Raw genomic sequence first — 26340 nt, 5'->3', positions numbered from 1 at the left:
ACGTGACTCAGTTGTATTTCCAGAAGGGTTTCGGCCTGAAATCCGAGGTCGGACCGGTTCTGGCGCGTACCTACGAGAGCCCGGTGGTCGAGCGGCTCAAGGCGCTCGGTTACCAGGCCGAGGCGGGCGGGCTCTGCTTCAAGCTCGCCAAGGAATTCGGCTTCTGTTACGGCGTCGATCGCGCCGTGGACTATGCCTACCAGACCCGGCAGAAGTTTCCCGACCGCCGCGTGTTCCTGTCGGGTGAGATCATCCACAACCCTGACGTAAACCAGCGCATTCGCGCCATGGGGATCCGGATTCTCGAGGACTCGCTTGACCCCGAAACCCGCTTTCGGGAGGTGTCCGCCGCCGACGTGGTGATCCTGCCGGCGTTTGGCGTCAGCGTTCCCGAACTGAATCAGCTCAAGAGCAAGGGTTGCGTGCTGGTCGACACCACCTGTGGCAGCGTGCTGAACGTGTGGAAGAAGGTGCACTTCTACGCGCGTGACGGCTACACGGTGATCATCCACGGCAAGCATCACCATGAAGAGACGCGGGCCACGGCGTCGCAGGCGCTCACCCATCCCGGCGGCCAGTATCTGTGCGTCCGCGATGTCGCCGAGACCGAGCGGCTGTGCGAGTTCCTGCTCGGCCGGCGGACCGCGGCCGAGTTGATGGACGAGTTCCGCGAGGCCGCGAGCCCGGGCTTCGATCCCGATCGCGACTTGCAGCGCATGGGCCTCGCCAACCAGACCACCATGCTGATGACCGAGACGCTCAAGGTGCAGGAAACGCTGCGCCGGGCCCTGATCGAACGGCATGGCAGCGACGACCTCGAGGCGCACTACCGCGCGTTCGACACCATCTGCTCGGCCACCCAGGAACGGCAGGACGCGGTGCTCGACCTGCTGCGCGACGGCGGCCTCGACCAGATGATCGTGATTGGCGGCTACAACAGCAGCAATACCCAGGCGCTGGCGCGGATGTGCGCGCCGCGCGTCCGCACCTTTTACATCGACAATCCGTCGTGCATCGAGGAAACTTTCATCCGCCACCGGCAGGTCGGCGCGGCCGAGGAAGGCCGCACCGACGGCTGGTTGCCGGCCGGACCCCAGACCATCGGGATTACCGCCGGCGCGTCGACCCCGGATAGCGTGGTCGGCGAGGTGTTGGAGCGCATCCTGGCACTGCGCGGATGCACGCCCGCCGACCTGACAGCGCCAAGTGGCGCGGTGGCCGGGGCACCGATCAGCTGATGGCCACCAAGCCGACCGAACTCACGCTCACCCTCGCGCCGCAGCGGCGCTTCGAGGCCATCGACGTCAACTCGCGCATCAACCAGGAGGCCGGCGACCTGCTGCGCCAGCACCGGCGCGCGTTGTACACCTCGTTCCATACCACCGCCGGTTATCTCGACCAGAGCTTGTCGGTGCGCATGCATCACAGCCCGGACCTGGTGTCGCAGTTCTTCAGCGCCTTCCATGCCCTGTTTCCGCAGGGCGGCGAGTACCGCCACGACCAGATGGAGCTGCGATCGGAGCTCACCGAGGAACAGAAGGTGGTCGAGCCGCGCAACGCCGACTCGCACCTGACGTTCATCGGCGCCGGCATGCGCAACTGCGTGACCTACCGCACCCGGCCGCATTCGCCGGTCTACTTCATCGAGCTGGACGGCAAGTGTGATGCCGCCATGCGCAAGCGCAAGACCACCGTCGTCGGCTACGATCACGAGGAGATCGTCGCCCGCACGACGCTGACCATTCCGGTGTCGAAGCACCCGATCGATTCGGTCAACCTGGCCGACCCGCGGCTCGGCGTGCTCGAACGCATCAACGAGCTGGTGGCGCAGGTCGGCATCGAGCGCGCGCGCGTCGACCTGGTGGTCGATCCCGCTGAGCGCAACGTTGGCATCACCGTGAACGAGTACGAAACGCTGCTGATGCAGCACGACCTCGTCGACGTGCTGCGCGACCCGCTGCGGTTTGCCCGTGCCAAGGCCAGCCACATGGTGGCGGATCCATTCTCGATTCCCGGCAAGACGTTGAACTACGCCAAGTACGACGCGGTGCGCGTGCTCAACTCGCTGATGGAGGCGTTGCGGATCGACGCCGGGTCGTTCGAGCGGCTGATGGCGAAGGTCATGTCGCTGCCGGCCCGCCGCTTCCTGCGGTCACGTCGCGTCAGCTTCCTGGCTGGCACCGATCCGGAGACCGGCCAGCCGCGCGTGCTGCGCGGCACCTACCAGAGCCCGATCCTGGTGCAGTGGCAGCCGGCCGAGAGGCAGGAACGCCACATCGACGTGGTCGTCACCCAGTTTTCGTAAGGACGCCGGGTTCAATTTCGTCTGGCGCGTCCTGCCGAAATTGAACCCGGCGTCATTTCAACTACTTCAGCCCCACCACCACCGCGAAGCACGACTTCCGGAACGCGATCTCGACGCTGAACCCGGCGTCCTGCAGCAGCGCCACTTCCCGCTCGAGCGTGAAGTACACATCTTCCTTGGCCCACGCGCGCAAGTAGCCCTCGGCCTTCGCGCGCGGGTAGCGTGCCTGCAAGTGGGCCAGCCATTCGGCGCGGTGGGTCTGTTGCAGCATCTTCGACGCGGCGAGGCAGCAATCGGCGCTCACCAGCATGCCGCCGGGCCGCAGCGCCGCGAAGCATCGCTTGTAGATCGCCGCCTTGCGGCGGCCGGTTGGGATGTGATGCAGCGCGAACGACGCCGAGATGACGTCGCAGCGCGGGATCACGGTGTACTCGAAGTCGCCTTCGATGGCCTGGATCCGGCCGCGCAGGCGCTTTTCGGCCATCGCCAGCATGCCGGGATCTTCGTCGATGCCAATCAGGCGCGCCCGCGGCCGGGCCTTGAGAATAGCCTGCGCCAGCGCGCCGGAACCGGTGCCAAGGTCGACCACCGCCGGCGCCGTTCGCGCCAGCGCGCCGACGACCATCCCGGCCGAGGCGATCAGCTCCTGGTAGTGAGGGATCAGGGTGCGGATTACCGCATCGTATTCGTTGAGTTTGATACCGAGGTGTGTCGCGGCGCCCATCAGGCTCCCAGTGTAACTGCCCGGCGCTGCTGCTGCCATGCCGCAATTTCAGCGGCGGTCACCGTCTGCCCGTGATGCAGCGTCCAGTTGAGCGCGGCGATCACGTCGTCGGCCTCCTCCAGGCCGAGTCCGAGCCGGATCAGCCGGTCGAATCCGTTGCGTTTCAGCTGTTCGAGGGCCGTGAAGTACTCGGACACGGTGCGGTGATGGTTCACCTTGGTGGCCAGACCGTCGAACGACAGCGCGTAGCGCACGATGATGCAGGTGGCGAGCACGTCGGCGAGGTGCCGGGTCTGGTCCTCGTCCGCGCCCTTCACCCTGAAGGAGAGCAGCGACCCGGGCCGCGTGTACTGGCTGGCAATGGCCGCCGCGTCGGGGTGTGACCCGAGCGACGGGTGGAACACCTCGCTGACCTTGGGATGGGCCGCGAGGAAGGCGGCCACCTTCGATGCTGACGCCGATCGCCGGGCGTGCGACTCGCCGGCGCCGTCGAACGACGCCACCACGGCCTCGGCGCGGCGCCAGTCGAGAATGCCGCCGCGCATGGCCACGAGGTCCATCACCGCATTGGCAAAGGGCGAATCGTTGGTCGCGAGGTAGCCCCACATGTCACGGTCGTTGCCGCCGAGCGACTTGGTGCCGCTGGCGACGACGATATCGATGCCATTTTGGAGGGGCGGCACGGCGAAGGCCCAGGGCGAGGCGATGGTCGTGTCGAGCACCAGTCGAATGCCCGGGGCCCGCTCGCGGGCTCCGGCCATTACCTCGCGCAACCGGTTGAAGTCCTGGGCGCGGACCAGGGGGTTGGTGAACGTTTCGGCAAACACGAATCGGGTCGCCGGCGTAATGGCCGCCGCCAGCGCCGCGGCATCGCCATCGTCCACGATCGTGACGCTGCCGCCGGTGCGGGCCGCCAGCCACTCCAGGTAGCTGCGGGTCTTGTTGTAGACCTGGCGCATGAGCACGGCGTGACCACCCGACCTGCCCTGAGCGGAGTCGAAGGGACCCATCAGGACATCGAAGGCCAGCGCGGTGGCCTGCATGCCCGAATCGCACACAATCGCGCTGGTCGCGTGCTCCAGTGCCTTCAGTTTCGCAATCAACGCGGTGGTCGCGGTGGTGCCATAGCGGGCATACAAGTGAGGCAGTTCCGACCAGCAGCCCTCGCTGGCAAACAGGAATGCGGCCTTGCCCTCCTGCCAGGCCACGACCGGTGCCGAGCCCAGCAGGTCGAGCTGCACGGTCGGCTCGTCGGGATGCAGATACGGGACGCCGGTGCGCCGCGCGTGGTCGTCGATGCCCTGGTGAATGGCCTGAGTCGCGGGGGCCATCGCCGAAACCGGCGGCCGCTCAGCGGGGCAGCCCGCCGGGTCGAGCCACGCCCCGATCCCCGATCCCTGATCCCCGATCCCCGATCCCTGATCCCCGATCCCCGATCCCTGATCCCTGATCCCCGATCCCTGATCCCTGTTCCCTGGCTTCAATCCATGACTCCGAGGCAGAGCTTCTGTTCGACGCGGGCGAGGTTTCCCACCGCTTCGGTCACCTCGGCAATCTGCGTGTCGGAACTGGCGGAGATCATGAAGGCGGTGTGCACGCGGTCGGCCTCGAGCCGCGAGGCGCGGTTCTGCACCGTCAGCCCGTGACGCCGCACGAGCCCTTCGAACTTTCGTTCGAGGCCCGGATGCGGCTGGCCGGTGATGCGCAGGTAGTGCCGCCGCGGCGCCGGCGTGACCGCCGTGCCGTCGCGGGCGACTGGCAGGACCCGTGGCACCGGCCAGCGGACGGAGTTGTCCTGGGCCAGATCGATCAGGTCGCCGAGCACGGCCGTGGCGGTGGGCAACGCGCCAGCGCCCTTGCCGAACAGGCTCAAGTCGCCGGACGACACGCACCGCATGTAGACCGCGTTGTATTCCTCTTCGACCGAGGCCAGCAGGTGCCAGGTGGGCAGCAGCAACGGCTCCACCGCCATGTCGAGCGCGCCGTTGATGCGCACGGCCCGCGCGATCTGCCGGATGCGGCAACCCATGGATTCGGCCAGGTCGCAATCCGCCGGATCGATGTCGCGAATGCCGCGCACCAGGAACCCGTCGGGCCGCACCCACGCGCCAAAGGCGCGATACGCGAGAATCGACAGCTTGGCGGCCGCGTCGTGGCCGTCGAGGTCGGCATCCGGCTGCGCTTCGGCGAACCCCAGCTTCTGGGCTTCAGCAATCGCATCGGCCAGCGACAGGTCGCCTTGCTCGAGGCGGGTCATCACGAAGTTGCAGGTGGCGTTGACGATGCCCCACAAGCTGTCCACCTCGTCGGCGCGATGGCTCAAGTGCCGCACGATCGGAATGGCCGCGGCCGCGGCCGCTTCACAGTACAGCGGCGTCTCGGTGCGTTGCGCCAGCACCCCCAGGTCGGCCAGTTTCGAGGCGAGCAGCGCCTTGTTGGCGGTGACCACCGGCTTGCCGGCGGCCAGGGCCGCGCGCAGGATCGGTTCCAGCGCGGTCCCGCCGGCGACCTCGACGACGACGTCGACTTCGGGATCGCTGACGAGCTCGAGCGCCTGATCGCCGATCGGGATGCCGGCCGCGCGTGGGCCGCGATCCTTGGTCAGGTCGCGCACCGCAATCCGCGACACGCGGAACCGGACACCGTAGCGCTCGGCCACGGCGTCGCGTTGCCGCTCGATCATTTCGAGCACGCCCCGCCCCACCGTGCCGCAGCCAACCAGGCCGATGCGGATCTCGCGCACCGGTTCGACTCCCACCCCGTCGAATCGCGGCCGTGCCGCCAGCCGCAGCTCGCCGCCGAACGCGCCGGCGCCGCGCAGGACCTCGGCCAGCCGTTCCTGGTCGGCGAGGAACGCGTCGTGCCCGAACACCGACTCCAGCTTCCACAGCGACGAGTCGGCGCCCGCCGCTTGCAGCGCGCGGTGCAGCTCGACCTGCAGTGCCCACGGAAACAGCATGTCGCCGGGCACGCCCACCACCAGCGTTTCAGCGCTGATCGCCTGGATCGCCTCGCGCATCGCCCGCGGATCGCTCAGCCACCCGCGATCGATGGCCTCGCTCAGGATCAGGAACGTCTTGACCGGAAACCGTTCGGCGAACCGACGGCCATGGTGATCGAGATACGCGGCGACCGGCGGCCGATCGAGGCCCGGTTGCAGCTTGCCGAAGCGCGTGTCCAGCTCATCGCGGCCGCGATAAGTCAGCATGCCCAACTGGCGGGCGCGGCTCATGCCGGTGGCGACGTCGCCGTTGCGCAAGCCGTCGCGGACCAGTTCGCGCTGCAAGTGGCGCGTGGCCGTGCCCCAGCCGTCGGGCCGCAGGCCACCGGAAATCGAAATAAGCCTGGCGCACCGGTCGGCATGGCGCGCCGCAAAGGCGACCCCGACCATGCCGCCCAGGCTGGCGCCCACCCACGTGACCGGGGTCGAGCAGCCGCAGCCGTCGAGCCACGCGGCGACGAGGTCTGCGAGCCCGGCAATCGAGATGGATTCAATGGTGCCCGGATCGTCGAACCCGCGCCACGTCGAGCCGTTGCCGGGCCACGACGGGCACAGCACGGTGTGCCTTGCGGGATCGATCAGGTCAGGCGAGCAGAGCGCCGGCCACCACGCCGCGCGCTCATCGTCGCCGGCCGCCTGGCCGTCGCCGAACGGAAACGGCGACGCGGTGATGCCGCCGACGACCACGACGACGGGAGCGGTGCCGAGCTCGGGGCCGTAGACCCAGCCGCCGAGCTGGACGTCTTCGAGGGCGCGGCCCTCGATCGTGATGGACAGGTGTTCGATCACCAGCCGGCGCGGGCGCAGGTCGGTGGCCGCCAGGGTTGCCATCGCGGCATTGTGCCTTGAATCTGGAAGTATTACAAACATATCCACATACGTGGATACGCATCTCGGCGGCCGGCGGCTCCGTGGACTATTCGAAGAATGCGGCGGCAAGAATGCGAAGCTCTGGCAACACCGTCGACCGGAGGGAGCGTTGGCCGTGGAACTGCCGGCGGGTCGAGCGCGCCGCCTCCAGTCCGACCACCGTCACCGTCTCTGCGATGGGATCGATCAGCCAGTATTCGCGGACCCCGTAGCGCCGATACCAGACCCGCTTGGCGGTGCGGTCGCGGCGGCGCGTGCTGGGAGACTCGACTTCGACGACCAGATCTGGGGCGCCCCAGACCTGGTTCCGCAGGATGGTGACCCGCTCGTTCGAGATGAACAGGAGATCTGGCTGCACCACCAGCGCCCGCTTCTCGTCGAGGATGACATCCAGCGGCGACACGCACACCAGCCCCGCCTGGTGTGCGCGCACGTGCTCATCCAGCAGGACGACCACGCGGGTCACGATGGCCTGGTGGGTGTAGTTGGGGGCCGGCTCGTTCAAGACCGAGCCCCAGATGAGTCCCTGCCGGTTGAGTGTCTCCTCGCCAGCGAGGTACTCGTTCACCGTCTGCTGCCGTCGCGTAAACAAGGTCATGTGCGCCCTCGCGACGACGATGCCATCGTCTGAATCGGATCGTCAAGCGTGTTCGCTGGGCAAAACAGGGGTACGAACGGTCATCGAAGAACGCGGCAACCGTGTAGCATCAGGAGGTACGCAGTTCCCGCAAACATGAAGCAGAATTTCCGCACTATTGCCCAGGACCTGGCCGCCTGGGCGGCGACTCGCGCGTCCGCTGCGCCTTTACTTCCCGGGCCCGCCGCCTGGTTGATCGAGAATGCCGATCTGCTGCCGCGTGGCGGCAAGGTGCTGGATGTCGCGAGCGGCCGCGGCCGGCACGCGCTGTTGCTGGCCAGCGCCGGCTTCGACGTGCACGCCATCGACCGCGATCCGGAGAAGATCGAGTTTCTCCAGGAGACGGCCGAACGGTTGCACCTGTCGCTCAGTTGCGACGTGGTGGATCTTGAAACCGATCCGGTGCCGTCGTTGCCTGGGCCGTGCGACGCGGTGCTGGTGTTCAACTACCTGCATCGTCCGCTGATGCCCGCCCTGCGAGAGGCATTGGCGCCAGGCGGGCGGCTCTTTTACGAGACCTTCACCGCGCGGCAGGCCGAGCGTGGCCATCCGAAGAACCCGGTATTCCTGCTGAATGCGGGCGAACTGCCCGCGCTCCTGGCACCGTTGGCCGTGATTCGATCACGGGAAGGCGAGGTCGACGGCCGCTTTATCGCGTCTGTCGTGGCCGAACGCCGCCAACCAGGTAGAGAGTGACGAACCTGGTGAGGCCCCGACGCGCGTTCGTGGTGGCGCTATTGGTGTCACTAGCCACACAGGTGGCGTGTTCGGGGTCACCGACGGGGCCGTCGGCTGATCCGCCGACGCCGCTCACGCTGTCGCTGCAAAGCGGCCTCTGGCAGACCATCGGCACTCCCGATCCGTTCCCGCTCACCACCAATAGTGCCGCGCAGCTGGAGTTCGACTTCCCGGAGACGGGATCGATGCATTACCTCTTCTCGCCCAGTGCCCTGACGACGATCCGCGGGACCGTGGTGGTGTCGCTGCGCGTCATGACCACTGGCCCGGTCGTGTTCAACTCGCTTGATCCCATCACGAGCGCATGTAGCCTTCCGGCTTCGGTGCGGCCATTTCTGTGGGCCAACAACAACGGCAACGGCGCCTACGACCGATGGTGGTCCAATCCACGGGCGTTCGCGCTCGCCGATGGCAGCGCGACGATCGCCGTGCCCCTGGAGCCCGGCGCGTGGTCGAGCGTGAACGGGCAGTTCGGCAATGCCGACAGCGTCGCGCGGTTCAACTTCGACAAGGCGCTGCTGAATGTCTCGCGGCTCGGGGTGACGTTCGGCGGCGGCTGTTCGTTCGGTCACGGCATCAACGTGCGCGGCGGCAGCGCGAAGTTCCTGCTGACCGGATACGCGATCCAGTAGTGTGCCAGCCAGAGGCCGCCCTATTTCCCCCTGGCGCGCAGGACGCTCACCAACCCGACGGCGCTCGCAATGGCCCAGGTCCCCTCGAGCAGGATGAACCCGTACTGCCGTTCGACCAGGGCAACGATGGTGAGCGCGGAAGAGCCAGCCAGGTTCATCAGTTGGTACGACAAGGTGCGCGTGGACAGCCGGCCCAGTTGACTGGCTGCGAACGGAAAGAGAATCAACAGCGCGGCGACGACCGAAAATGCCTGCATCATGGATAGTTGTAAGTTGACGAGTTGAAAGTTGGTAGTTGAAGTTGGAAGTTGCAGTTGCAGTTTCAGTTTCAGTTTCAGTTTCGGCGTCGAGATTGCGATTCCCGTTCGAGGCGGCTGGCGACCTTGATGGCGATCGTCGCGAAGATCGCCGACAGTTCGATGGCCTCGTCCTCCAGTCTACCGACGGCATCCCACGCGTCCAGTTTGGCCAGCCGGAGTTTGGCCAGGCATTGGCGTGATTCCTTGGCCTCTCTCAGCGTCAACTGGATCTTATACAAGAAGTCCGCGGTGCTCGACGCATCGTCGGCCTCGACTAGATTCGCGGACACGGAGTCCGCACAGCGAACCAGTTGACGCCAGATGGTGGCGCTTGGGATGTTGGAGAACTGGCTCGGACACGAGAGATTCACTCCAGTGCTGAACCGTAAGGCGCGCTCCTGCAGTGCGAGGGTGCGTTTTCGGGCGTCGGATGGTGGCTTCATGGTCAATCAAGAGCAAGGGGTGTACCGCCGGTTTTTCGGCGACAATCGCCTATTGCCGTTGCGAGACGTGGAAATTTCTGACCGGTGAGTGGCCGAAGCCCGCAGCAATTTCTGCGACCCGGCGGCTGAACCGCAACTGAAACTGCCACTGAAACTGAAACTGCCACTGAAACTGCCACTGAAACTGAAACTCTCAACTGAAACTACCAACTACCAACTCTTAAACTTTCAACTCCACCCAAGTGCGCACCTCCTGGCTCAACTTCCACGTCACCTACGCCTGCCGCCACAGCGGCGCCTGTTGTTCCTCGGGCTGGGCGATTCCGGTGGAACGTGACCGGGTCATTCCCATTCGCGGCCTGGCGGGCCGGCCAGACGACTCGTGGCTGGTGCCTGAACCCGACGCGCCCGGCGAGGTGGCCGGGATGCTGGCGCTGCAGGCGAACGGTCACTGCGTGTTTCACGGCGCCGGCGGCTGCGGGGTTCACCGCGCGCGCCCGGTGAGCTGCGCGCATTTCCCGTACGTCTGCCTGATCGATCAGCGTGGCGTGCACGTCACGCTGTCGCACTACTGCCCGGCGGCAGCGTCGCTGCTGTTCACGCATGAAGGAGCGATTGAGATTGTCGACGGGCCGTCACCGGTCGCGGGTTTCGACCTTCCCGAAGGGCTCGATGCGCGCGAATCACTGCCGCCGCTCGAAGCGCCGGAGCGGCTGATGACGTTCGACGCGTTCGCGGCCTGGGAGCGCTCTGAAGTGGGGAAGGCGCCCACGACTCCATCGATGGCCGTCGCGATTGCCTTGTTCGAGCACGCGCGCTTCGCCGTGCCCGCGCCCTGGTCATGGAACGAGGCGCCGTCTGATGTAGAGCAACAGTGGGAGGCGCGGGTCGCGCCGGCGTGGCCGGGCTTTGCGCCAGTGGTGCAGCGGTACCGCGCGGCCAAGGTATTCGCTTCGTGGGCCGCGTACACCGCCGATGGGCTGGAGGCGGTGCTGCGGGTTGCGGACATTGCCGATGCGGTGCTGCGGATCGAGGCGGTCCGCCAATGCATCACCGCCGATCGCCCGCTTGACGCTGAACTTCTTAAGCAGGCTATCCGACAGAGCGACCTGCTGATCGTTCACTACGCCGATGGGTGGGTGCTATCATCCGGCACCGCGCCATGAACCCGACTTGCTTCGCCGTTGCCTGCCTCATCAGTCTGTCGATTGGCCACGCCCAGGCACAGGCCCCTCGGTATGACACCATCATTCGCCACGGCACGGTGCTCGACGGCAGCGGCAATCCCCGCTACGACGCCGACATCGCCGTCCGTAACGGCTTCATTGTCGCCATCGGCGACCTGGCCGGCGCGACCGCAGCGACCGAGATCGAGGCGCGCGGACTGTTCGTGACACCAGGCTTCATCAACATCCACAGCCACGCCTCACCCGACGCGCTGCCGACGGCGGTGAACATGCTGACGCAAGGCGTGACCACCGAGATCTTCAACGCCGACGGCAACGGGCCGCTCGACATCGCGCAGCAAATGCAGACGCTGGCTGCGTCCGGCCTGGCCGTGAACATCGGCGGCTACATCGGCTTCAATGCCGCCTGGCAGTCGGTGAACGGGAACGCGGACAAGCGTCCGACGCCGGCCGAGATCGAGCAGATGCGCGCGCTGATCGCCAGGGGTCTCGATCAAGGCGCGTGGGGCGTGTCAGCCGGGCTCGACTACAAGCCGGGGTACTTCGCCCGCACCGAGGAAGTGATCAGGATTGTCGACGTGGCGCGGCCCTTCCGCACCAACTTCACCAATCACGATCGCATCGCACCGGAATCCAACTACAGTTCGAAGGTCGGCGTGGCCGAGACCGTCGCGATTGGGCAGAAAGCCGGACTGGTCCCGGTCGTGACCCACATGAAAGCCCAGGGCTTGGAGCAGGGAACCGCGGGCGCCATTCTCGCGTCGATGGATGACGCGACCAGGCGCGGTGCCTACACCGCGGCCGATGCGTATCCGTATCTCGCCGGTCAGTCGGGCCTTGGCTCGTTGATCATTCCGGGCTGGGCGCAAGAGGGCGGGCGCCAGGCCATGCTGAAGCGGTTTGCCGAGCCGGCCGAGCGCGCGCGGATTATCACCGAGGCCGAGCAGGCCATGACCGCGCGTTTCGGCGGCCCGCAGGGTGTCTACCTCCCGCGCACCCAGCAGGAATTGACCGCGGTGATGAAAGACATGAATGCCGGGGCCGGCGAGACCATCGTCCGGATTCTCGAAACCACCGGGGATCCCGGCGCGATCCTGCGCTTCGGCAGCGAGGCCGACCTGGTCAAGATCCTCCAGCACCCCACCACGTCGATGGCATGCGACTGCGGCGCCTCGACCGCCACCCGAGTCCATCCACGTTTCTACGGTTCGTATCCGCGCGTCCTCGGCCGCTACGTGCGCGAGCAGCAGATCATGTCGTGGGAGGAGGCGATCCGGAAATCCTCGGCGCTGCCCGCCGCCACCATCGGCATGATCGATCGCGGCCTGATCGCGCTCGGCATGGCCGCCGACCTAGTTGTGCTCGACCCGGCGACGGTAATTGATCGTGCGACTTACGAACAGCCGGCGCTGCCATCGGAGGGCATTCGGCACGTGCTGGTCAACGGCACCGTCGCGTTGACCAACGGCACTGCTACGGGCGTGCGCAGCGGTCGTGCCTTGCTCAGATCCGGCAACATGCCCAGCCGGCCCATGTCCTTCGGTGCCCGCGAGCTTTCGGCCAAGGGCTTGGCGGCGAGAGCACGAGTCGCCATCGATATCACCCACCGCGCGGGAGCACGACAGGCGATCGGCACGTTCACCATCGACGCGCCGGATAAGACCAGGTCAATCGCGGCCAGCGTCTTGGGGGTCCTGCAATCCACCGACGGCTGGTCGAGCTTCACCGGCGTGACGACAACGGCCGGGGGCGCCAACGAGCGGGCATTCACCGCGATTGTCGATCAGCGGGATCCGGCGGCCGCCGGTTCGGCCACCATCGTGGTCACGGTCGAAGGCGAGACACTGTGGCGTGGCACGATGCCCATCCAGTAGGCATCACCTCGCAGGATCTGCCACACCGCCCGGCCGTTGCCGCTGCTGTTTCTGCTATCGCTCATTCCACGATTCACGCAAATACGAGCGAACGCGCGGGAATGCGAGCGGCACGGCGTTAGCACTACTGGGTCGTCATGCCCAGGTGTAAGATTGCCGAATGGAGGGTAGCGACGCCATGTCGACGAGCGCTCGGCCTGACTCTCGCCTCACCTACGACGACTTCCTGTTGTTCCCGGACGATGGGCAACGGCACGAGCTCATCGATGGGGAGCACTACGTGACGCCCTCCCCTAACCTGAGGCACCAGAAGCTCTCAGGCCGACTCCATCTGTCGCTCGCGGAGTACCTGCGAGCACACCCGTTGGTCGGTGAGGTCTACTACGCGCCACTGGATGTGGTCCTGTCACACTGGGACATCGTCGAGCCGGATCTGCTGTTCGTCGCCGCTGACCAACAGAGCATCCTGACGGAGAAGAACGTCGTGGGCGCACCGGCCCTGGTTGTGGAGATCCTGTCGCCATCCACAAGGAGGCGCGATCAGCAGCTCAAGCAGCGGCTGTTTGAGAAGAGCAGCGTGCGGGAATACTGGATGATTGATCCGGAGCGAAACACAGTGACCGTGGATCGACTGGACGAGAACGCTAAGTTCGTTCGTGTGGGAGTGCTGGCGGCTGACCGAGCCCTCACCACGCCGCTCTTGCCGGGTTGGGCACTCCCGCTCGGCCAATTGTTCGGGTAGTCCCGAGAAGAGAGAGTCACAAGTGAAGCTGGTGCCGTTGTTCGTCTACAACCGCCACGGCCAGCTGGTCGGGCCGTTGCCGGTGCCGCGGGTCGAGAAGAGCGATGCCGAGTGGCAAGAGCTTCTCACGCCAGAGGAGTTCGCGGTAGCCCGGGCGCACGGCACCGAGCGGCCGTTCTGCGGCACGTTGCTCGATAACAAGCGCAGTGGCGTCTACTCGTGCGTGTGCTGCGGGCTGCCGTTGTTCTCGTCGAACGCCAAGTTCGAGTCGGGCACCGGCTGGCCCAGTTTCTTCCAGCCGATCGCCGAAGAGAACGTCGCTACGATCTCGGATCGCAGTTTCGGCATGGTGCGCGTCGAGATCCTGTGCGCGCGCTGCGACTGCCACCTGGGGCACGTCTTTCCCGATGGTCCCAAGCCGACCGGGCAGCGCCACTGCGTCAACTCCGAATCGTTGCGCTTCACCGACGCCGACAAGCTGGCGTCGCTCGCCGACCCCGCCGCTGATATGTAGCGTCCGGCTTCTTGACCACCGTAGCCTTGGCGAAGGTGGCTAGCCGGACCATTCTGCACACCCGCCGCTGGCTGACTCCTTACTTGATGATCGCCGTCGCCTTCTTGCCCTTGTACTGCAGGGTGATGTGCGATGCCGTGCAGAGGTTCAGTTCGGTCCACTCGATTTCGTTGTCGTCCTCGTCAACGATCTTCAGGTCCCAGTCGCAGGTCTTTTCCGTGCGAGAGAACGTGATGTCCACCGACTCGCCGTTGCCGAGGACGTCCTTGCCCATGATGTCTTCTTCCCAGTCATCCGAGGTGCTGGGAGCCACGTAGACCTCGGCAATGATGACGCCGGTGTCGTTCTTGAGCGTGAAGTCGAGTTTGCTCTGCGCGAGGATCGGCGCCAGGCTTCCGGCGAGCAGAGCGAGCGCGAGCGTGAGTGATTTCATCAATTGAAGGTCCCTTCGGGTGACGAATGAATCGAATAGATGAGCTTATCGCTGGTTGCGCGAGCCGGCCATCAAATACTGCTAGCGCAATGGCGGCGTGCTTTCAGGCGCGCGGCGGTGATGCGTCGCCTGCTCGTAGGCGTAGGCGAGCTTGATCAACGTGGGTTCCGACCACGCGCGACCGAAGAAGGTGATGCCGGCCGGCAGCCGGCCCCCGCGCGTGTAACCCATCGGCACTTGGATCGACGGAAACCCCGTGGTGGGCGAGAAGAACTGGCTGTTGTCGCCGCCGGGCGTATTCAGGTCGCCGATCAGGCGCGGCGGATTGCTCCACGTGGGATAGACCCAGGCATCCAGCTTCTGCGCATCCATCGTCTTCGTGACGGCCTCGCGCACCTGTTGGCGATACTGTGCGTCGGCCTTGCACTCCGGTGAATCGGGACCGTTCTCGGGGCCCTGCTCGCCTTGTTCGAGTTGACGCCGGACGGTGGGGTGGAACCGGCCCGACTTGACGATCTCGGCCAGGCTCTTCACCGGCACGCGTTCGCCGTGTTCGGCGAGGTAGCGGTTGATGTCGTACTTGAACCCGGCGCACGGGCCCATGCCCTGCGGCCGCTTGATCTGATCGAGGCCGTCGACGACGCCTGGATCGATAATGGTCGCGCCATGGGTTCGCAAGTCGTCGACCGCGCGCATGAACACCTGCACGATCTCCGGGTCGGTGGACTCGCGTTCGTACGCAAAGCGCAACACACCGATTCGCGCGCCCTTCAGCCCATCGCGCACCAGCGCCGCGGAGTAGTTTTGCGGCAGGTGCGCCGCCGCGGCCGCCGTCACCGGGTCGGCCGGGTCGCTGCCGACCACCACCTGGAACACCTTCACCGCATCCTCCACCGTTCGCGCCATCGGTCCGGCGATGTCGGCCAGCAGGTTGAGCGGCATCACGCCGCCCCGGCTCGTCAGCCCCATGGTCGAGCGAATGCCTACCAGCGCTTGATGCGATGACGGGCCGCGAATGGAATTGCCGGTGTCGCTGCCGAGGCCGACGGCGCCAAAGCTGGCCGCGACCCCCGCTGCCGTGCCGCCGCTCGATCCCGCCGTGACCCGGTCGAGCGCATAGGGGTTCTTCGTGTAACCGGGCAGGATCGAACTCAGGGTTTCGTTGGGCGTGAACGCCCACTCCGCCATGTTCGACTTGGCGATGACGATCGCGCCGGCCGCCTTGATGCGCGCCACCTGGAACGCGTCCTTGTTCGACACGAAGCCAGCCAGCGCCAGCGAGCCATTGGCGCTTTGCAGCCCGATTGTCTCGAAGTTGTCCTTCACGATCGTCGGCACGCAGTGGAGCGGTCCGGTGAGGCCGCTCTCGGCAAAACGTCGATCCAGATCGTCCGCCTGCTTCAGCGCCTCGGGGTTGGTGATGACGATGGCGTTGAGGGCGGGTCCGTTCTTGTCGAAGACATCAATGCGACGCAGATACTGCTCGACCAACGCGCGGCAGGTGAGGCGCCTGGCCTGTAACGCCGAGTGGATCTGTGCGATCGACGCCTCGTGCACGTCGAAGGCGGGCGGGGATTGCGCCTGCGGCGCGGCGCAGGCCGCGACGAGCAGCGCGACGATGAGCGCGGGTCTGGTCACGCGCGAATCATATCGCGGAGGGCGCGGACTCGCCGACACGGTCGGGCGTGGCCGCCGCGGCCGGCGCCACCGCCACCGCGTCGCTGGCCGCATACACCGCCATCTCGGTCTGCCCCAGCCACCGGCTGGTCACCGTGCCGGCCATCATCGATCCGCTCACGTTCACCGCCGTGCGGCCCATGTCGATGAGTGGCTCCACCGAGATGAGCAGGCCAGCCAGTGCCACCGGCAGGTTCATGGCCGACAGCACCACGAGCGCAGCAAACGTGGCGCCGCCGCCGACGCCGGCGATGCCAAACGACCCGAGCGTCGCCACGACCACGAGAGAGCCGATGAACGAGAGCGAGGTGGGGTCGATGCCCGCGCTCGGCGCGATCATCACGGCAAGCATGGCGGGGTAGAGCCCGGCGCACGCGTTCTGCCCGATGGTGGCGCCGAAGCTGGCGGCGAAGTTGGCAATGGCGGGGGACACGCCAAGCCGGGTGACTTGCGTCTCGACGCTGAGCGGGATGGCCGCGGCGCTCGAACGGGACGTAAACGCGAAGGTGAGCACCGGCCAGATTTTCTGGTAGAAGCGCACCGGGCTGAGACCGGCCATCGTGAGGATGACCGCGTGCATCACCAAAATCACGCCCATCCCGACATACGACGCCACCACGAACCCGCCCAGGTTGACGACGTCCTGCACGTTCGAGCTCGCCACCACCCGCGCCATCAGCGCCAGCACGCCGTAGGGCGTCAGCCTAATCACGATGCGCACCAGCCGCATGATCAGCGCCTGCAGGGTCTCGATGCCCCGCAGCAACCGATCGCCCAGCTCCGGGTTCTCCTTGCGCAGCGAGAGGACGGCCAGCCCCAGCAGGGCCGCGAAGATGACGACGCCGATGATGGAGGTGGAGCGGCTGTTGGCCAGGTCCGCGAAGATGTTGATCGGCACGAACGACTGCAGCAGCGACGGGATGGTGAGCGTGGCCGCCTGGGCCACCTGCGCCTCGAGGGCCGAGCCGCGCTCGAGCTCCCGCGCGCCCTGCACCAGGCCGTCGGCTCTCAGTCCGAACAGCGTCGTCATGCCGATGCCGATCACTGCCGACAGCGCCACGGTCACCATCAACATGCCCAGCACGCCGCCGGCGATGGCGCCGAGTGACCGGGCGTTGCTCAGCTTGGTGACGGCCGCCAGGATCGAGATCAGCACGAGCGGCGCGATCACCATCTGCAGCAGCCGCACGTAACCGCTGCCGACAATGCCCACCCAGGTGAGCGTGTCACGGATGGGGGCGCTGCCGAGCCCGTAGACCGCCTGCGCCGCGGCGCCGAGGGCGGCGCCCAGCAGCACCGCGATCAGCACGTTGGTGGAGAGCGGCGAGCCGTTCTTCGCCCGGCGAGCGAGCCAGTACATCGCAAGGACGAAAATGGCGACGTTGGCAAATACCGCGATGTTCATACACGCTCCAGACGCATGACTCTAGCTCCCCCTCGTCAGTCCGTCAACGCGGGTGTAAGCTGGCTGCCGTCCTATGCCAACTGCCGTATTGCTTCTATGCGCCCTGCTTATGGCGTCGTTCCAGCCCACCACGACCCAAGCACCAAGCCCGCTGTTCGAGCCCATCCAGCCGGAACTGTTCGGGGCCGGCGCGACCTTCGTGAATGCCTTTGCCGATGTGGATGGCGACGGCGACCTCGACCTGTTCGTGGGCTTCGACGGCGCGCCCAACCGGCTCTATCGCAACGACCAGGGCGTCTTTACCGATGTGGCGACCGCCGCCGGCGTGGCCGATTCCCGTGCCACCCGCGCCGCCGCGTGGGGTGACTTCGATGCGGATGGCGACCCCGACCTGTTGCTCGGTTTCACCCCCCAAGCCGCAACCTCCGTCCTCCGCCTCTATCGCAACACCGGTGGCCGCTTCGACGATGTCACCACCGCCGTGGGGCTGACCGTCCCCACCGGCGCCGTACGCCAGCCGGCGTGGGTGGATTTTGACGGGGACGGCGATCTCGACCTGTTCGTGGCGTTCCGCGATCGGCCCAACGCGCTGTTTCGTGTAGATGCCGGGCGGTTCACCGACGTTTCAACGGCCGTAGGCCTGGCCGACCCGCGCCGAACCGTGGGCGCCGTGTGGTTCGACTACGACGAAGACGGCGACCTCGACCTGGCCGATGCCAACATGGATGGCGACGCGAACGGCTTGTATCGCAACGACGCCGGCAAGTTCACCGATGTCGCGGAGGCGGCAGGCGTCGCCTGGGGCGGCCGCGCGCCGAAGCACGCCGGCAACGGCACGGTTCGCGTCTGTGCTCCCGATGTGGACAACGACGGCCGGTTCGATCTGTTCGCCGCCAACTACGGCCCGCTGGGCTTCTTCAGCAACCGCGGCAAGGGCCTGTTCGAGGACCGCGGCGCGGCATGGAACATCGCCATTGACTCGCGCTACGACGCGTGCGCGTTCGCGGATTTCGATCACGATGGCCGGCTGGACCTCTACGTCAACGGCACCGTCACCGGCGGCGCCAGCTGGCAGGACACGCTGTTTCGCAACACCGGATCAGCGTTCGTCGACGTGACGCCGCCATCCATCCGAAGGCTGCAGGCGGATCACGGCGTGCAGTGGGCCGATGTGGATGGTGACGGGGATCTCGACCTGGCGCTCACCGGTGCCCGCGCCGACGGCATGCACCTGGTGATGCGCAACCTGTTGCCGGCCGCCGATGCCGCGCGGGGGCTGCACGTGCGGGTGGTCGACAGCCGGGGCCGCGCGACGCTGCCCGGCGCGGAAGTGCGCGTCTATGCCGCCGGCACGACGCGCCTGGTGGGCGCGCGCCTGGTCGATACCGGCTCCGGCTACGACGCCCAGAACGAGATGCCAGTGCACGTCGGCGTCCCGGCCGGCGTGTCGCGGGTGGATGTGCAAGTGATCGCGCCGCGGAATGGCAGGCGCGTGCCGGTGTGGCAGCGCGGCATCGCGCCCGGCCGGACCGTTACGGTTCGGGTGCGGTGAGGTACGATTGGTTTCTAGCGGCACTAAAGTGCCGCCCTCCTGGCATCCCCTGATCCCCGATCCCTGATCCCCGATCCCCGATCCCTGATCCCTGATCCCTGATCCCTGAAATGGCCCTGACCGCAACGGTATACAACCTCGACACCGAACTGGCCGACATCGATCGCGGCGTGTACGAGACGCTGGCGGTGCGCATGGCGCGCCAACCGTCAGAGACCGCCGAGTACATGCTGGCGCGCTATCTCGCCTATTGCCTCGAATACGCGGAAGGCATCACCTTCACCGAGGGCGTCGCCGCTGGTGGGGAGGAGCCCGCCGTGATGATTCGCGACCTCACCGGACAGGTCACGGCCTGGATCGAAGTCGGCATGCCGGCCGCCGATCGCCTGCATCGCGGCATGAAGAAGACCGGACGTGTCGCGGTGTATACGCATCGTGCGGTCGGCCAGGTGCTGGCGCAGCTGGCAGGCCAGGGCGTGCACCGGGCGGCCGAGATTCCGGTTTACGAGTTTGGCGCTGGCTTTATCGAAGAGGTCGCGGCTACGATCGAGCGTCGCGCGAAGGTGTCGGTGTCGGTCACCGAGCGTCAACTCTACCTGGATGTCGATGGGCGGACGTTCACCACCAGCATCAACGAGCATCACTTCAGCTGAGCCACTATGCGAATTGCCGTTCTCGCTGTTCTTGCCGCACTCCTGATCACCGTCGGACCGGCGGCCCCTTTCGACTCGGCCGCCGGCGGGCCGTGGCCCGCCACCGCGCTCGCTCAAGACAGGCAAACGCCGGGCGCGGGCAAGCCGAAGCTGATCGTGATGATCTCGGTGGACCAGATGCGGGCCGACTACGTCGACCGCTTCCAGCACCAGTGGACCGGCGGCCTGAAGCGGCTGGTCACCGAGGGCGCCTGGTTCCGGCAGGCCGACTTTCCGTACTACAACACCGTGACCTGTGCCGGCCACGCCAGTATCAGCACCGGCGCGATTCCCGCCGTGCACGGCATGGTGCTGAACCAGTGGTGGGAGCGCAACAACAGCCGCATCGTGAGCTGCACGGACGACGACACCCAGCAGCTCATCACCTACGGCGGGGCCGTCAAGAGCGTGGGCCACAGCGCCCGGAATCTGATGACGACCACGCTCGCCGACGAGCTCCGGCTGCAGGGCGCGTCGGCGCCGCGCGTGGTGAGCGTGTCGCTGAAGGCCCGGTCGGCGGTCACGTTGGGTGGCCACCGGCCCGACGCAGTGATCTGGCTGGACGAGGTCGACGGCGAGTGGGTCACCTCGACCGCGTTCGCGAAGACCACCGCGCCGTACTTTGCGGAGTACATCGCGAAGCATCCACTACGCAACGAGATGGGCCGGGCCTGGGATCGCGCATTGCCGAAGGACCGCTACCTCTATGACGGCTCGTCACAAGGGCTGCAGCGCACCGCGCTCATCACCAAGGACTTTCCCCACATCGTCAAGGGCGACGGCAAGGAGATCGCCGGCGCCTTCACCGACGCGTGGGAGTCGAGCCCGCATTCCGACGCCTACCTGGCGGGCCTGGCCGGCGCGGCGCTCGATGGCCTGAAGCTCGGGCGCGGACCCGGACTGGATTACCTGGCCGTCGGATTCTCGGCGCTCGACAAGGTGGGCCACGACTTCGGCCCGGATTCGCACGAGGTGCAGGACGTCCTGATTCGCCTCGATCGCGAACTCGGCACGCTGCTCGACACGCTCGATCGCGACGTCGGCACGGGCAACTACGTGGTGGCGTTGTCGTCCGATCACGGTGTGGCGCTGGTGCCCGAGCGGGTCAAGGCGCTCGGCTTCGAGGCCGGCCGGATCAGCACCGTCGCCGTGGGCCGCCGGATCGACGAGGTGCTGCAGCGCGAGCTCGGCGCCGGCCCGTATCGGACGCGGGTGATTTACAACGACGTCTACTTCAACGACGGCGTCTACCTGAAGCTGACCCAGAACGCCCAGGCGATGGCCGCCGTGATCGATGCGATTCGGCAGACCGAGGGCGTGTGGCGGGTCTACCGCAAGGAAGAGTTATCAACCACTGATGTGCTGACGCGCGCGTCGGCGTTCAGCCACTACGAGGGGCGCAGCGGCGACCTCAAGATGCTCGGCCGCAGCTACTGGATCACCTCCTCGAGCACCAGCACGCACGGCACCGGCCACCGCTACGATACGCACGTGCCGGTGATCCTGTTCGGCGGCGGCATCAAGAGGGGCGAGTACCTGCAGCCGGCCTCGCCGACCGACCTGGCGCCTACGCTGGCGTTTCTCGCTGGCGTCACCCTGCCCGACGCGACCGGCCGCGTGCTCACCGAAGCGTTGGCGCCTCGGCCATAAACCGCTCCACCTCGGCGAGGGACGGCACGCTGTTCAGGGCGCCCGCCCGAGTGCAGCTCACGGCCGCGGCGGCATTCGCGAAGCGAAGGATCTCTGCAGGGGCGGCCCCACTCAGCAGGGCGTGAATGAAGCCGGCGCGAAACACGTCGCCGGCTCCGGTCGTGTCCACGGCCTGCACGGCAAACCCGGGCTCCACATACAAGCGATCGTCCACCAGCATCATCGACCCGCGTGGGCCGAGGGTGACGCACAGCATGCCTGCGTGGGTCTGACGAAGTGTTCGCAGCCCGCGCTCGGAATTGGTCTCGCCGGTCAGGGCCGGCACGACGTGCTCGGCGAAAATCGGAATGCTGACCGCCGCCACCAGTTCCGCGGTGCGGCTGGTCACGCGATCGAGGTCGCTCGTGGCGGGCACCCCGACCGCGCGCGCCAGCGTCGCTGCGCGAATCGCCGACTCCTCATCCACATCGTCCACGTGCACCAGGCGGGCCGAGGCGATGAGCGCTTCGGGCAATTCGGCGGCGTGCAACCTCAGCCGGTCGTCGCGATCCCACAAGACGATTCGCTCGCCGGTGCGGTCGTCCACGGTGATGACCGCAAACTGATTGGCTGCCTCGCGCGTCACAACATGAGCCAGGTCGATGCCCCGGCCGGCCAGTTCCCGACGGACGAGTCCGCCGTTGTCGTCGCTGCCGACGGCGCCGACGTAGGCGGGGCGAAGGCCGAGCGCGGCGCAGGCGGCGAGCGCCGTCGCCGTCTGCCCGCCGCACGACACAAAGTGGCTGGTGATGCGCAGCTTGGCGGTGGCGCTGTCGGCGCGTGGCGAGGCCGGCAGGCGGTAGACATAGTCGACGGAATTGGCGCCCACCCCGACCACGTCCCACCTCCGCCCAGGCGCTGGGGGCGAACCATTTCGAGCGGACATTGGCGTCGAGTATAGCTAGGATGAGGGACATGAGGCGCGGACGGGCGGCGGTGGTGGCGGGGCTGATGACCCTCGGCGTGCTGGCGTCCGCCCAGCAACCCGATCCGCAAGCGGTGCAGGAGCTTCCCCAGCAGCCGATCTTCCGCGCCGGCACCGACCTGGTGCGCGTCGACGTCACCGTGACGGCGCGCGACGACCAACCCGTGACCGACCTGCAGCTGGCCGACTTCGAAGTCACTGAAGACGGCGTGCCGCAGGTCGTCGAAACCATGCAGCTCGCGCGCGTCGATGGCGTCCGGACCACCGACCTGAACGAGCCACTCGAGATTCGTTCCCGCGAGCACGCACTGCTCGAGGCCGCGCGCGAGGATGTGCGGTTGTTCGGCATCTTCCTGGACGACTACCACATCGACAAGCGGCCCGAGATCACGTTGCCGCTGCGCGAGGCGATCAGCAGCTTCATCAAGCAGCTCGGGCCCAACGACCTGGCGGTGATGATGGAGCCGCTCGAGAGCCTGCGCGACTTGAAGTACACGCGCTCGAAAGACGAGCTGCTCGCGCGCGTGCGCACGTTCGAAGGCCGCCGCGGCGAGACCTTTCCGGTCAAGAGCGCGGTCGAAGAGGCGCAGATGACCCAGCGCAACTGGATGGAGCTGCGGGCCGGCGTCACGCTGTCGGCCCTGGGCGCGCTGGCGACCCAGTTTGGCGGGTTGCGGGAGGGGCGCAAGTCGATCCTGTTCTTCAGCCAGGGCCCACCAGTACGCCCGGGCAGCCCCAACGACCAGCGCTACAAGGAGGCGATCGAGGCGGCCAATCGCGGCAACGTCACTATTCATGTCATCGATCCGCGCCCGCTCGGGTCCGTCGGCTTCGGTGGCGACGACATCCTGCGCCGCATTGCCTACGACACCGGCGGCCGCGCCATTGTCAGCACCAACGATCCCGAACGCCACCTGCGAACTGTGATGTCCGATGCCGGCTCTTATTACTTGATCGGCTACACGCCGACGCGGCGCACCAACGACGGCAAGTTCCACGAGATCAAGGTGCGCGTGAAGCGGCGTGGCGTCGACGTGACCGCACGGCGCGGCTACTGGGCGGCCAGCGAGAAAGAGATCACCGCCGCCGCCGAAGCCGCCGCCACGCCGGTGAACACGGCGCTCACCACGGCGTTGTCGGCGATGTCCGATTCGGCGACCGGCAGGGCAGTGACCATCTGGACCGGCGTGTCCAGGGGCGACGAGGGCCGCACGCGCTTTTCCTACACCTGGGAAGCGGCGCCGGCCTCGGCCGACCGGCCGGCGCGGCTCGAGATTCAGCCGCTGGACGATGCCGGCAAGGAATCGATGCCGGCGCAAGTGATTGGCGGCGCGCCCGGCGAGTTGCCGCTGATGGCGCATTTCGAGTGGCCGGCCGGGCGGCAGCGCCTGCGCTTTACCTCGATGACCCAGGCCGGCGAGACCATCGACCGCTGGGTACAGGCCCAGGTGGTGCCCGACCTGTCGAAGAGCGCGCTCGTGCTTGCGACTCCGCGGTTCCTGCGCGCGCGCAACATGATCGAGCTGCGGGCGATCGAAGCGAACCCGTCGGCATCGCCCACCGCATTAACCCGGTTCACCGCTACCGAGCGGGTGCTGGTGGAGATTGGGTTGGACTCGCCAGCTGGCGATGCCGCCCTGGTCAAGGTCGAGTTGCTCGACGCCAAGGGATCGCCGTTGCGCGTGCTCGACGCGCCGCCGCTGTCCGGTGGCCGCCTGCGCATGCCGCTGCCGGTCGGGAGCTTGGCCAACAGCACCTACCTCCTCAAGGTCACGGCCACCGTCGGCGAACAGTCGGCGGAGCAGTGGGTGGCATTTCGCGTCGCCCGCTAGACGCCGTTTCCCTCTAGAATGTGCCTGTCCGGCCGTCCGCCGGTGCCCGAATGACCCGAATCACCACGCTGCTGGTTGCCCTCGTCCTGGCCACGGCGCTCGGCGCGCAGGCGCCGTCTCCGGCGTCGTCCGCGGCACCGTCCACCGCGCGCGGCGAATGGCCCACCTACGGTGGCGACCTGGCCAGCACCAAGTACTCACCGCTCGACCAGGTCACCGCGGCGAACTTCGCCTCGCTGAAGATCGCGTGGCGCGCCAAGTCGCCAGACGGTTTTCTCAGCCTGACCCTGCCCGACGGCACCGGGTGGTCGGCCGACTCCAAGTTGATCTTCGACGAGCTGAATCGTCTTGACCCCACGCGGTGGCGCGACGGCCAGCCACCGTTCGTGCAGAACTACAAGGCCACGCCGCTGATGGTCAACGGCACCTTGTACGTGAACACGGCTTCGTCAGTCGGCGCCGCCTACGACGCGCGCACCGGCGCGCTCAAGTGGGTCTACAACCCCAAGAGCTACGAGTCGGGGACGACGACGCTGACGTTGCGGTGGAATCAGCGCGGGGTCGCGTACTGGGCGGGCGGCAGTGACGAGCGGATCTATTGGGGCACCGGCGACGGATACCTCATTTGCGTCGATGCCAAGACCGGCAAGCCGGTGGCGGGCTTCGGCAACAACGGCAAGGTGGACTTGATGGAGGGCCTGCCGCGCGCGAAGCGCGGCACCCGCGACTACCTCAACGCCTTGACCTACTCCGTGCAATCCCCGCCCATCGTCGTCAAGGACGTGATCATCACGCCGGCCGCGATCTCGTCGTTGATCAAGACCAAGGAACAGATCCCTGGGTGGATCCGCGGCTTCGATGTTCGCACCGGCAAGGTGCGGTGGACGTTCCAGACCGTGCCGTCGAAGGGCGAGTTTGGCAGCGAGACCTGGGCCGACGGTTCGAACGAGTACGCCGGCAAGGTCACGGTGTGGACCATGATGAGCGCGGACGAGGAGTTGGGGCAGGTCTACTTGCCGACCAACACGACCGCGCCCGACTTCTACGGCGCGCATCGTCTCGGCGACAACCTGTTCGCCGAAAGTATCGTCGCGCTGGATATCGCGACGGGCAAGCGCGTGTGGCACTTCCAGACCGTGCATCACGGCCTGTGGGACTACGACAACCCGGCGGCGCCGAACCTGCTCGACATCACGGTGAATGGCAGGCGCATCAAGGCGCTGGCCCAGATAACGAAGCAGGGCTACGTCTATACCTTCGATCGCGTGACCGGCCGGCCCGTGTGGCCGATTGTCGAGACGCCGGTGCCGGCGTCCGATGTGCCCGGCGAGAAGGCGTCGCCGACGCAGCCCATTCCGTCGAGGCCGGCGCCGTACGAGTACCAGGGCGTCGCGGTTGACGACCTCGCCGATTTCACGCCGGAGCTCCGCGCGGCGGCGATCAAGGCGATCGAACCGTTCCGCTACGGGCCGTTATTCACGCCGCCGTCCGTGCAGGGGACCATCGTCAGGCCCGGCACCACCGGCGGCGGCAACTGGCAAGGCGCCGCCGTCGACCCGTCAACGGGCCTGCTCTATGTGCCGTCGCGCAACGCCTACGGCGTGGTCAAGCTCGGCGTGCCTGACGCCGCGCTCGACAGCAACCTGCTCTACATGCAGCAGCCGGGCCGCAGCCCGCAGATGCCGGATGGGGTGCCGCTGTTCAAGCCGCCGTACTCGCGGATCACCGCCATCGACATGAACACCGGCAACCACACGTGGATGGTGCCGGCCGGCGACGGCGATCGCATTCGCAACAACCCGCGGCTGAAGGGCCTCAACCTGCCGCCGGTCGGTGGCGACAGCACGTTCAGCGGTCCGCTGCTGACCAAGACGCTGTTGATGTATGCGCTGACGGCGGGTGGCAGCACCGGCGGTCCACGCCTGGTGGCATACGACAAGGCGACGGGGAAGGAACTGGCGTCGGTGGACCTGCCGGGCGTGGCCATCGGCACGCCGATGACGTATTCGGTCGACGGGAAGCAGTACGTGGCGATCACCGTGCAAGGCGCGACTCAGGCGGCGGTGCCGGAGTTGGTGGCGTTGGCGCTGCCTTAAAGGCAACCACGAAGGACGCGAAGGTCGCCACGAAGGACACGAAGGAACTTTTCATTCCGGACTGTGTCTAACT

Annotated in this window: 23 protein-coding genes; 13 read left to right on the top strand and 10 right to left on the bottom strand. The window is 66.9% G+C overall.

The annotated features are described in order from the left end of the window. Nucleotides 1-2 precede the first annotated feature (2 nt). Both Q8T13_13420 and Q8T13_13415 read left to right on the top strand, forming a co-directional pair. Nucleotides 3-1238 (top strand): 4-hydroxy-3-methylbut-2-enyl diphosphate reductase, encoded by a 1236-nt coding sequence (locus Q8T13_13420; GenBank protein MDP3718758.1) that lies wholly within the window; start codon nt 3-5, stop codon nt 1236-1238. Next, entirely contained in the window at nt 1178-2305 is a 1128-nt protein-coding gene (locus tag Q8T13_13415; protein MDP3718757.1) for a hypothetical protein, read from the top strand. The genes Q8T13_13420 and Q8T13_13415 overlap by 61 nt, the downstream gene beginning before the upstream one ends. Before the next feature lie 61 nt (nt 2306-2366). Here Q8T13_13415 and Q8T13_13410 read toward each other — a convergent pair whose 3' ends face one another. The 4 genes from Q8T13_13410 to Q8T13_13395 form a co-directional block, all read right to left on the bottom strand. Then, nucleotides 2367-3029: a methyltransferase domain-containing protein gene (locus Q8T13_13410; GenBank protein ID MDP3718756.1), complete on the bottom strand. Its 663-nt coding sequence runs from the start codon at nt 3027-3029 to the stop codon at nt 2367-2369. After that, the gene (locus Q8T13_13405) at nt 3029-4360 is read right to left on the bottom strand and encodes a PLP-dependent transferase (protein ID MDP3718755.1); all 1332 of its coding nucleotides are present in this window, start codon (nt 4358-4360) and stop codon (nt 3029-3031) included. Before Q8T13_13405 ends, Q8T13_13410 begins: the two co-directional genes overlap by 1 nt. Before the next feature lie 149 nt (nt 4361-4509). Then, the gene (locus Q8T13_13400) at nt 4510-6861 is read right to left on the bottom strand and encodes a homoserine dehydrogenase (protein MDP3718754.1); all 2352 of its coding nucleotides are present in this window, start codon (nt 6859-6861) and stop codon (nt 4510-4512) included. An 85-nt stretch (nt 6862-6946) separates the two neighbouring features. Continuing rightward, entirely contained in the window at nt 6947-7498 is a 552-nt protein-coding gene (locus tag Q8T13_13395) for a Uma2 family endonuclease (protein ID MDP3718753.1), read from the bottom strand. Nucleotides 7499-7633: 135 nt separating this feature from the next. Here Q8T13_13395 and Q8T13_13390 point away from each other — a divergent pair, with 135 nt between their 5' ends. Further along, entirely contained in the window at nt 7634-8233 is a 600-nt protein-coding gene (locus tag Q8T13_13390; GenBank protein MDP3718752.1) for a methyltransferase domain-containing protein, read from the top strand. 8 nt (nt 8234-8241) lie between these two features. After that, a complete protein-coding gene (locus Q8T13_13385) occupies nt 8242-8907 on the top strand; it encodes a hypothetical protein (protein ID MDP3718751.1) in 666 nt (221 codons plus the stop codon). Between the two features lie 20 nt (nt 8908-8927). Here Q8T13_13385 and Q8T13_13380 read toward each other — a convergent pair whose 3' ends face one another. Together Q8T13_13380 and Q8T13_13375 are read right to left on the bottom strand one after the other, a co-directional pair. Then, nucleotides 8928-9167, bottom strand: a complete 240-nt coding sequence (locus Q8T13_13380) for a hypothetical protein (protein MDP3718750.1) — start codon at nt 9165-9167, stop codon at nt 8928-8930. Between the two features lie 74 nt (nt 9168-9241). Continuing rightward, on the bottom strand, nt 9242-9649 hold the full coding sequence (locus Q8T13_13375; protein ID MDP3718749.1) for a four helix bundle protein: 408 nt from the start codon (nt 9647-9649) through the stop codon (nt 9242-9244). A gap of 242 nt (nt 9650-9891) precedes the next feature. On the opposite strand from Q8T13_13375, the gene Q8T13_13370 reads away from it, so the two are divergent. The 4 genes from Q8T13_13370 (at nt 9892) to msrB (ending at nt 13966) form a co-directional block, all read left to right on the top strand. Beyond that, the gene (locus tag Q8T13_13370; protein ID MDP3718748.1) at nt 9892-10815 is read left to right on the top strand and encodes a hypothetical protein; all 924 of its coding nucleotides are present in this window, start codon (nt 9892-9894) and stop codon (nt 10813-10815) included. Next, the gene (locus tag Q8T13_13365) at nt 10812-12710 is read left to right on the top strand and encodes an amidohydrolase family protein (GenBank protein ID MDP3718747.1); all 1899 of its coding nucleotides are present in this window, start codon (nt 10812-10814) and stop codon (nt 12708-12710) included. Before Q8T13_13370 ends, Q8T13_13365 begins: the two co-directional genes overlap by 4 nt. A 160-nt stretch (nt 12711-12870) precedes the next feature. Then, complete coding sequence (locus Q8T13_13360) at nt 12871-13452, top strand: Uma2 family endonuclease (protein MDP3718746.1); 582 nt, start codon at nt 12871-12873, stop codon at nt 13450-13452. A 28-nt stretch (nt 13453-13480) separates the two neighbouring features. Next, the gene (gene msrB, locus Q8T13_13355; protein MDP3718745.1) at nt 13481-13966 is read left to right on the top strand and encodes a peptide-methionine (R)-S-oxide reductase MsrB; all 486 of its coding nucleotides are present in this window, start codon (nt 13481-13483) and stop codon (nt 13964-13966) included. A 79-nt stretch (nt 13967-14045) separates the two neighbouring features. Here msrB and Q8T13_13350 read toward each other — a convergent pair whose 3' ends face one another. The 3 genes from Q8T13_13350 to Q8T13_13340 all read right to left on the bottom strand — a co-directional run bounded on the left by Q8T13_13350 (nt 14046) and on the right by Q8T13_13340 (nt 17481). Next, complete coding sequence (locus Q8T13_13350) at nt 14046-14399, bottom strand: hypothetical protein (protein MDP3718744.1); 354 nt, start codon at nt 14397-14399, stop codon at nt 14046-14048. Nucleotides 14400-14480: 81 nt separating this feature from the next. Next, a complete protein-coding gene (locus Q8T13_13345) occupies nt 14481-16037 on the bottom strand; it encodes an amidase family protein (protein MDP3718743.1) in 1557 nt (518 codons plus the stop codon). 7 nt (nt 16038-16044) lie between these two features. Then, a complete protein-coding gene (locus Q8T13_13340; GenBank protein MDP3718742.1) occupies nt 16045-17481 on the bottom strand; it encodes an L-cystine transporter in 1437 nt (478 codons plus the stop codon). 109 nt (nt 17482-17590) lie between these two features. Between Q8T13_13340 and Q8T13_13335 the strand changes: the two genes are divergently transcribed. The 3 genes from Q8T13_13335 (at nt 17591) to Q8T13_13325 (ending at nt 21375) form a co-directional block, all read left to right on the top strand. Beyond that, nucleotides 17591-19033 (top strand): CRTAC1 family protein, encoded by a 1443-nt coding sequence (locus Q8T13_13335; protein MDP3718741.1) that lies wholly within the window; start codon nt 17591-17593, stop codon nt 19031-19033. 110 nt (nt 19034-19143) lie between these two features. Further along, nucleotides 19144-19686 carry a YaeQ family protein gene (locus tag Q8T13_13330; GenBank protein ID MDP3718740.1) on the top strand — a complete coding sequence of 181 codons (543 nt, stop codon included), beginning with the start codon at nt 19144-19146 and terminating at the stop codon, nt 19684-19686. Nucleotides 19687-19692: 6 nt separating this feature from the next. Continuing rightward, the gene (locus tag Q8T13_13325; protein MDP3718739.1) at nt 19693-21375 is read left to right on the top strand and encodes an alkaline phosphatase family protein; all 1683 of its coding nucleotides are present in this window, start codon (nt 19693-19695) and stop codon (nt 21373-21375) included. On the opposite strand, the gene Q8T13_13320 is transcribed toward Q8T13_13325, so the two are convergent. Next, complete coding sequence (locus Q8T13_13320) at nt 21347-22300, bottom strand: PfkB family carbohydrate kinase (protein MDP3718738.1); 954 nt, start codon at nt 22298-22300, stop codon at nt 21347-21349. The genes Q8T13_13325 and Q8T13_13320 overlap by 29 nt on opposite strands. 29 nt (nt 22301-22329) lie before the next feature. Here Q8T13_13320 and Q8T13_13315 point away from each other — a divergent pair, with 29 nt between their 5' ends. Continuing rightward, nucleotides 22330-24171: a VWA domain-containing protein gene (locus tag Q8T13_13315; protein MDP3718737.1), complete on the top strand. Its 1842-nt coding sequence runs from the start codon at nt 22330-22332 to the stop codon at nt 24169-24171. 50 nt (nt 24172-24221) lie between these two features. Beyond that, nucleotides 24222-26267, top strand: coding sequence for a pyrroloquinoline quinone-dependent dehydrogenase (locus tag Q8T13_13310; GenBank protein MDP3718736.1), 2046 nt, complete (start codon nt 24222-24224; stop codon nt 26265-26267). The last annotated feature ends 73 nt before the right edge of the window (nt 26268-26340 follow it).

The organism is Acidobacteriota bacterium, from assembly GCA_030697165.1.
In the GTDB taxonomy this organism is placed as follows: domain Bacteria; phylum Acidobacteriota; class Vicinamibacteria; order Vicinamibacterales; family UBA2999; genus 12-FULL-67-14b.
This window is presented reverse-complemented; position numbering and strand designations above follow the sequence as displayed.

Coding starts and splice junctions, on each gene's coding strand:
- Q8T13_13415 (MDP3718757.1), top strand. CDS start 1,178: ATGCACGCCCGCCGACCTGACAGCGCCAAGTGGCGCGGTGGCCGGGGC.
- Q8T13_13410 (MDP3718756.1), bottom strand. CDS start 3,029: ATGGGCGCCGCGACACACCTCGGTATCAAACTCAACGAATACGATGCG.
- Q8T13_13405 (MDP3718755.1), bottom strand. CDS start 4,360: ATGGCCCCCGCGACTCAGGCCATTCACCAGGGCATCGACGACCACGCG.
- Q8T13_13400 (MDP3718754.1), bottom strand. CDS start 6,861: ATGGCAACCCTGGCGGCCACCGACCTGCGCCCGCGCCGGCTGGTGATC.
- Q8T13_13395 (MDP3718753.1), bottom strand. CDS start 7,498: ATGACCTTGTTTACGCGACGGCAGCAGACGGTGAACGAGTACCTCGCT.
- Q8T13_13390 (MDP3718752.1), top strand. CDS start 7,634: ATGAAGCAGAATTTCCGCACTATTGCCCAGGACCTGGCCGCCTGGGCG.
- Q8T13_13380 (MDP3718750.1), bottom strand. CDS start 9,167: ATGATGCAGGCATTTTCGGTCGTCGCCGCGCTGTTGATTCTCTTTCCG.
- Q8T13_13375 (MDP3718749.1), bottom strand. CDS start 9,649: ATGAAGCCACCATCCGACGCCCGAAAACGCACCCTCGCACTGCAGGAG.
- Q8T13_13365 (MDP3718747.1), top strand. CDS start 10,812: ATGAACCCGACTTGCTTCGCCGTTGCCTGCCTCATCAGTCTGTCGATT.
- Q8T13_13360 (MDP3718746.1), top strand. CDS start 12,871: ATGGAGGGTAGCGACGCCATGTCGACGAGCGCTCGGCCTGACTCTCGC.
- Q8T13_13350 (MDP3718744.1), bottom strand. CDS start 14,399: ATGAAATCACTCACGCTCGCGCTCGCTCTGCTCGCCGGAAGCCTGGCG.
- Q8T13_13340 (MDP3718742.1), bottom strand. CDS start 17,481: ATGAACATCGCGGTATTTGCCAACGTCGCCATTTTCGTCCTTGCGATG.
- Q8T13_13335 (MDP3718741.1), top strand. CDS start 17,591: ATGGCGTCGTTCCAGCCCACCACGACCCAAGCACCAAGCCCGCTGTTC.
- Q8T13_13330 (MDP3718740.1), top strand. CDS start 19,144: ATGGCCCTGACCGCAACGGTATACAACCTCGACACCGAACTGGCCGAC.
- Q8T13_13325 (MDP3718739.1), top strand. CDS start 19,693: ATGCGAATTGCCGTTCTCGCTGTTCTTGCCGCACTCCTGATCACCGTC.
- Q8T13_13320 (MDP3718738.1), bottom strand. CDS start 22,300: ATGTCCGCTCGAAATGGTTCGCCCCCAGCGCCTGGGCGGAGGTGGGAC.
- Q8T13_13315 (MDP3718737.1), top strand. CDS start 22,330: ATGAGGCGCGGACGGGCGGCGGTGGTGGCGGGGCTGATGACCCTCGGC.
- Q8T13_13310 (MDP3718736.1), top strand. CDS start 24,222: ATGACCCGAATCACCACGCTGCTGGTTGCCCTCGTCCTGGCCACGGCG.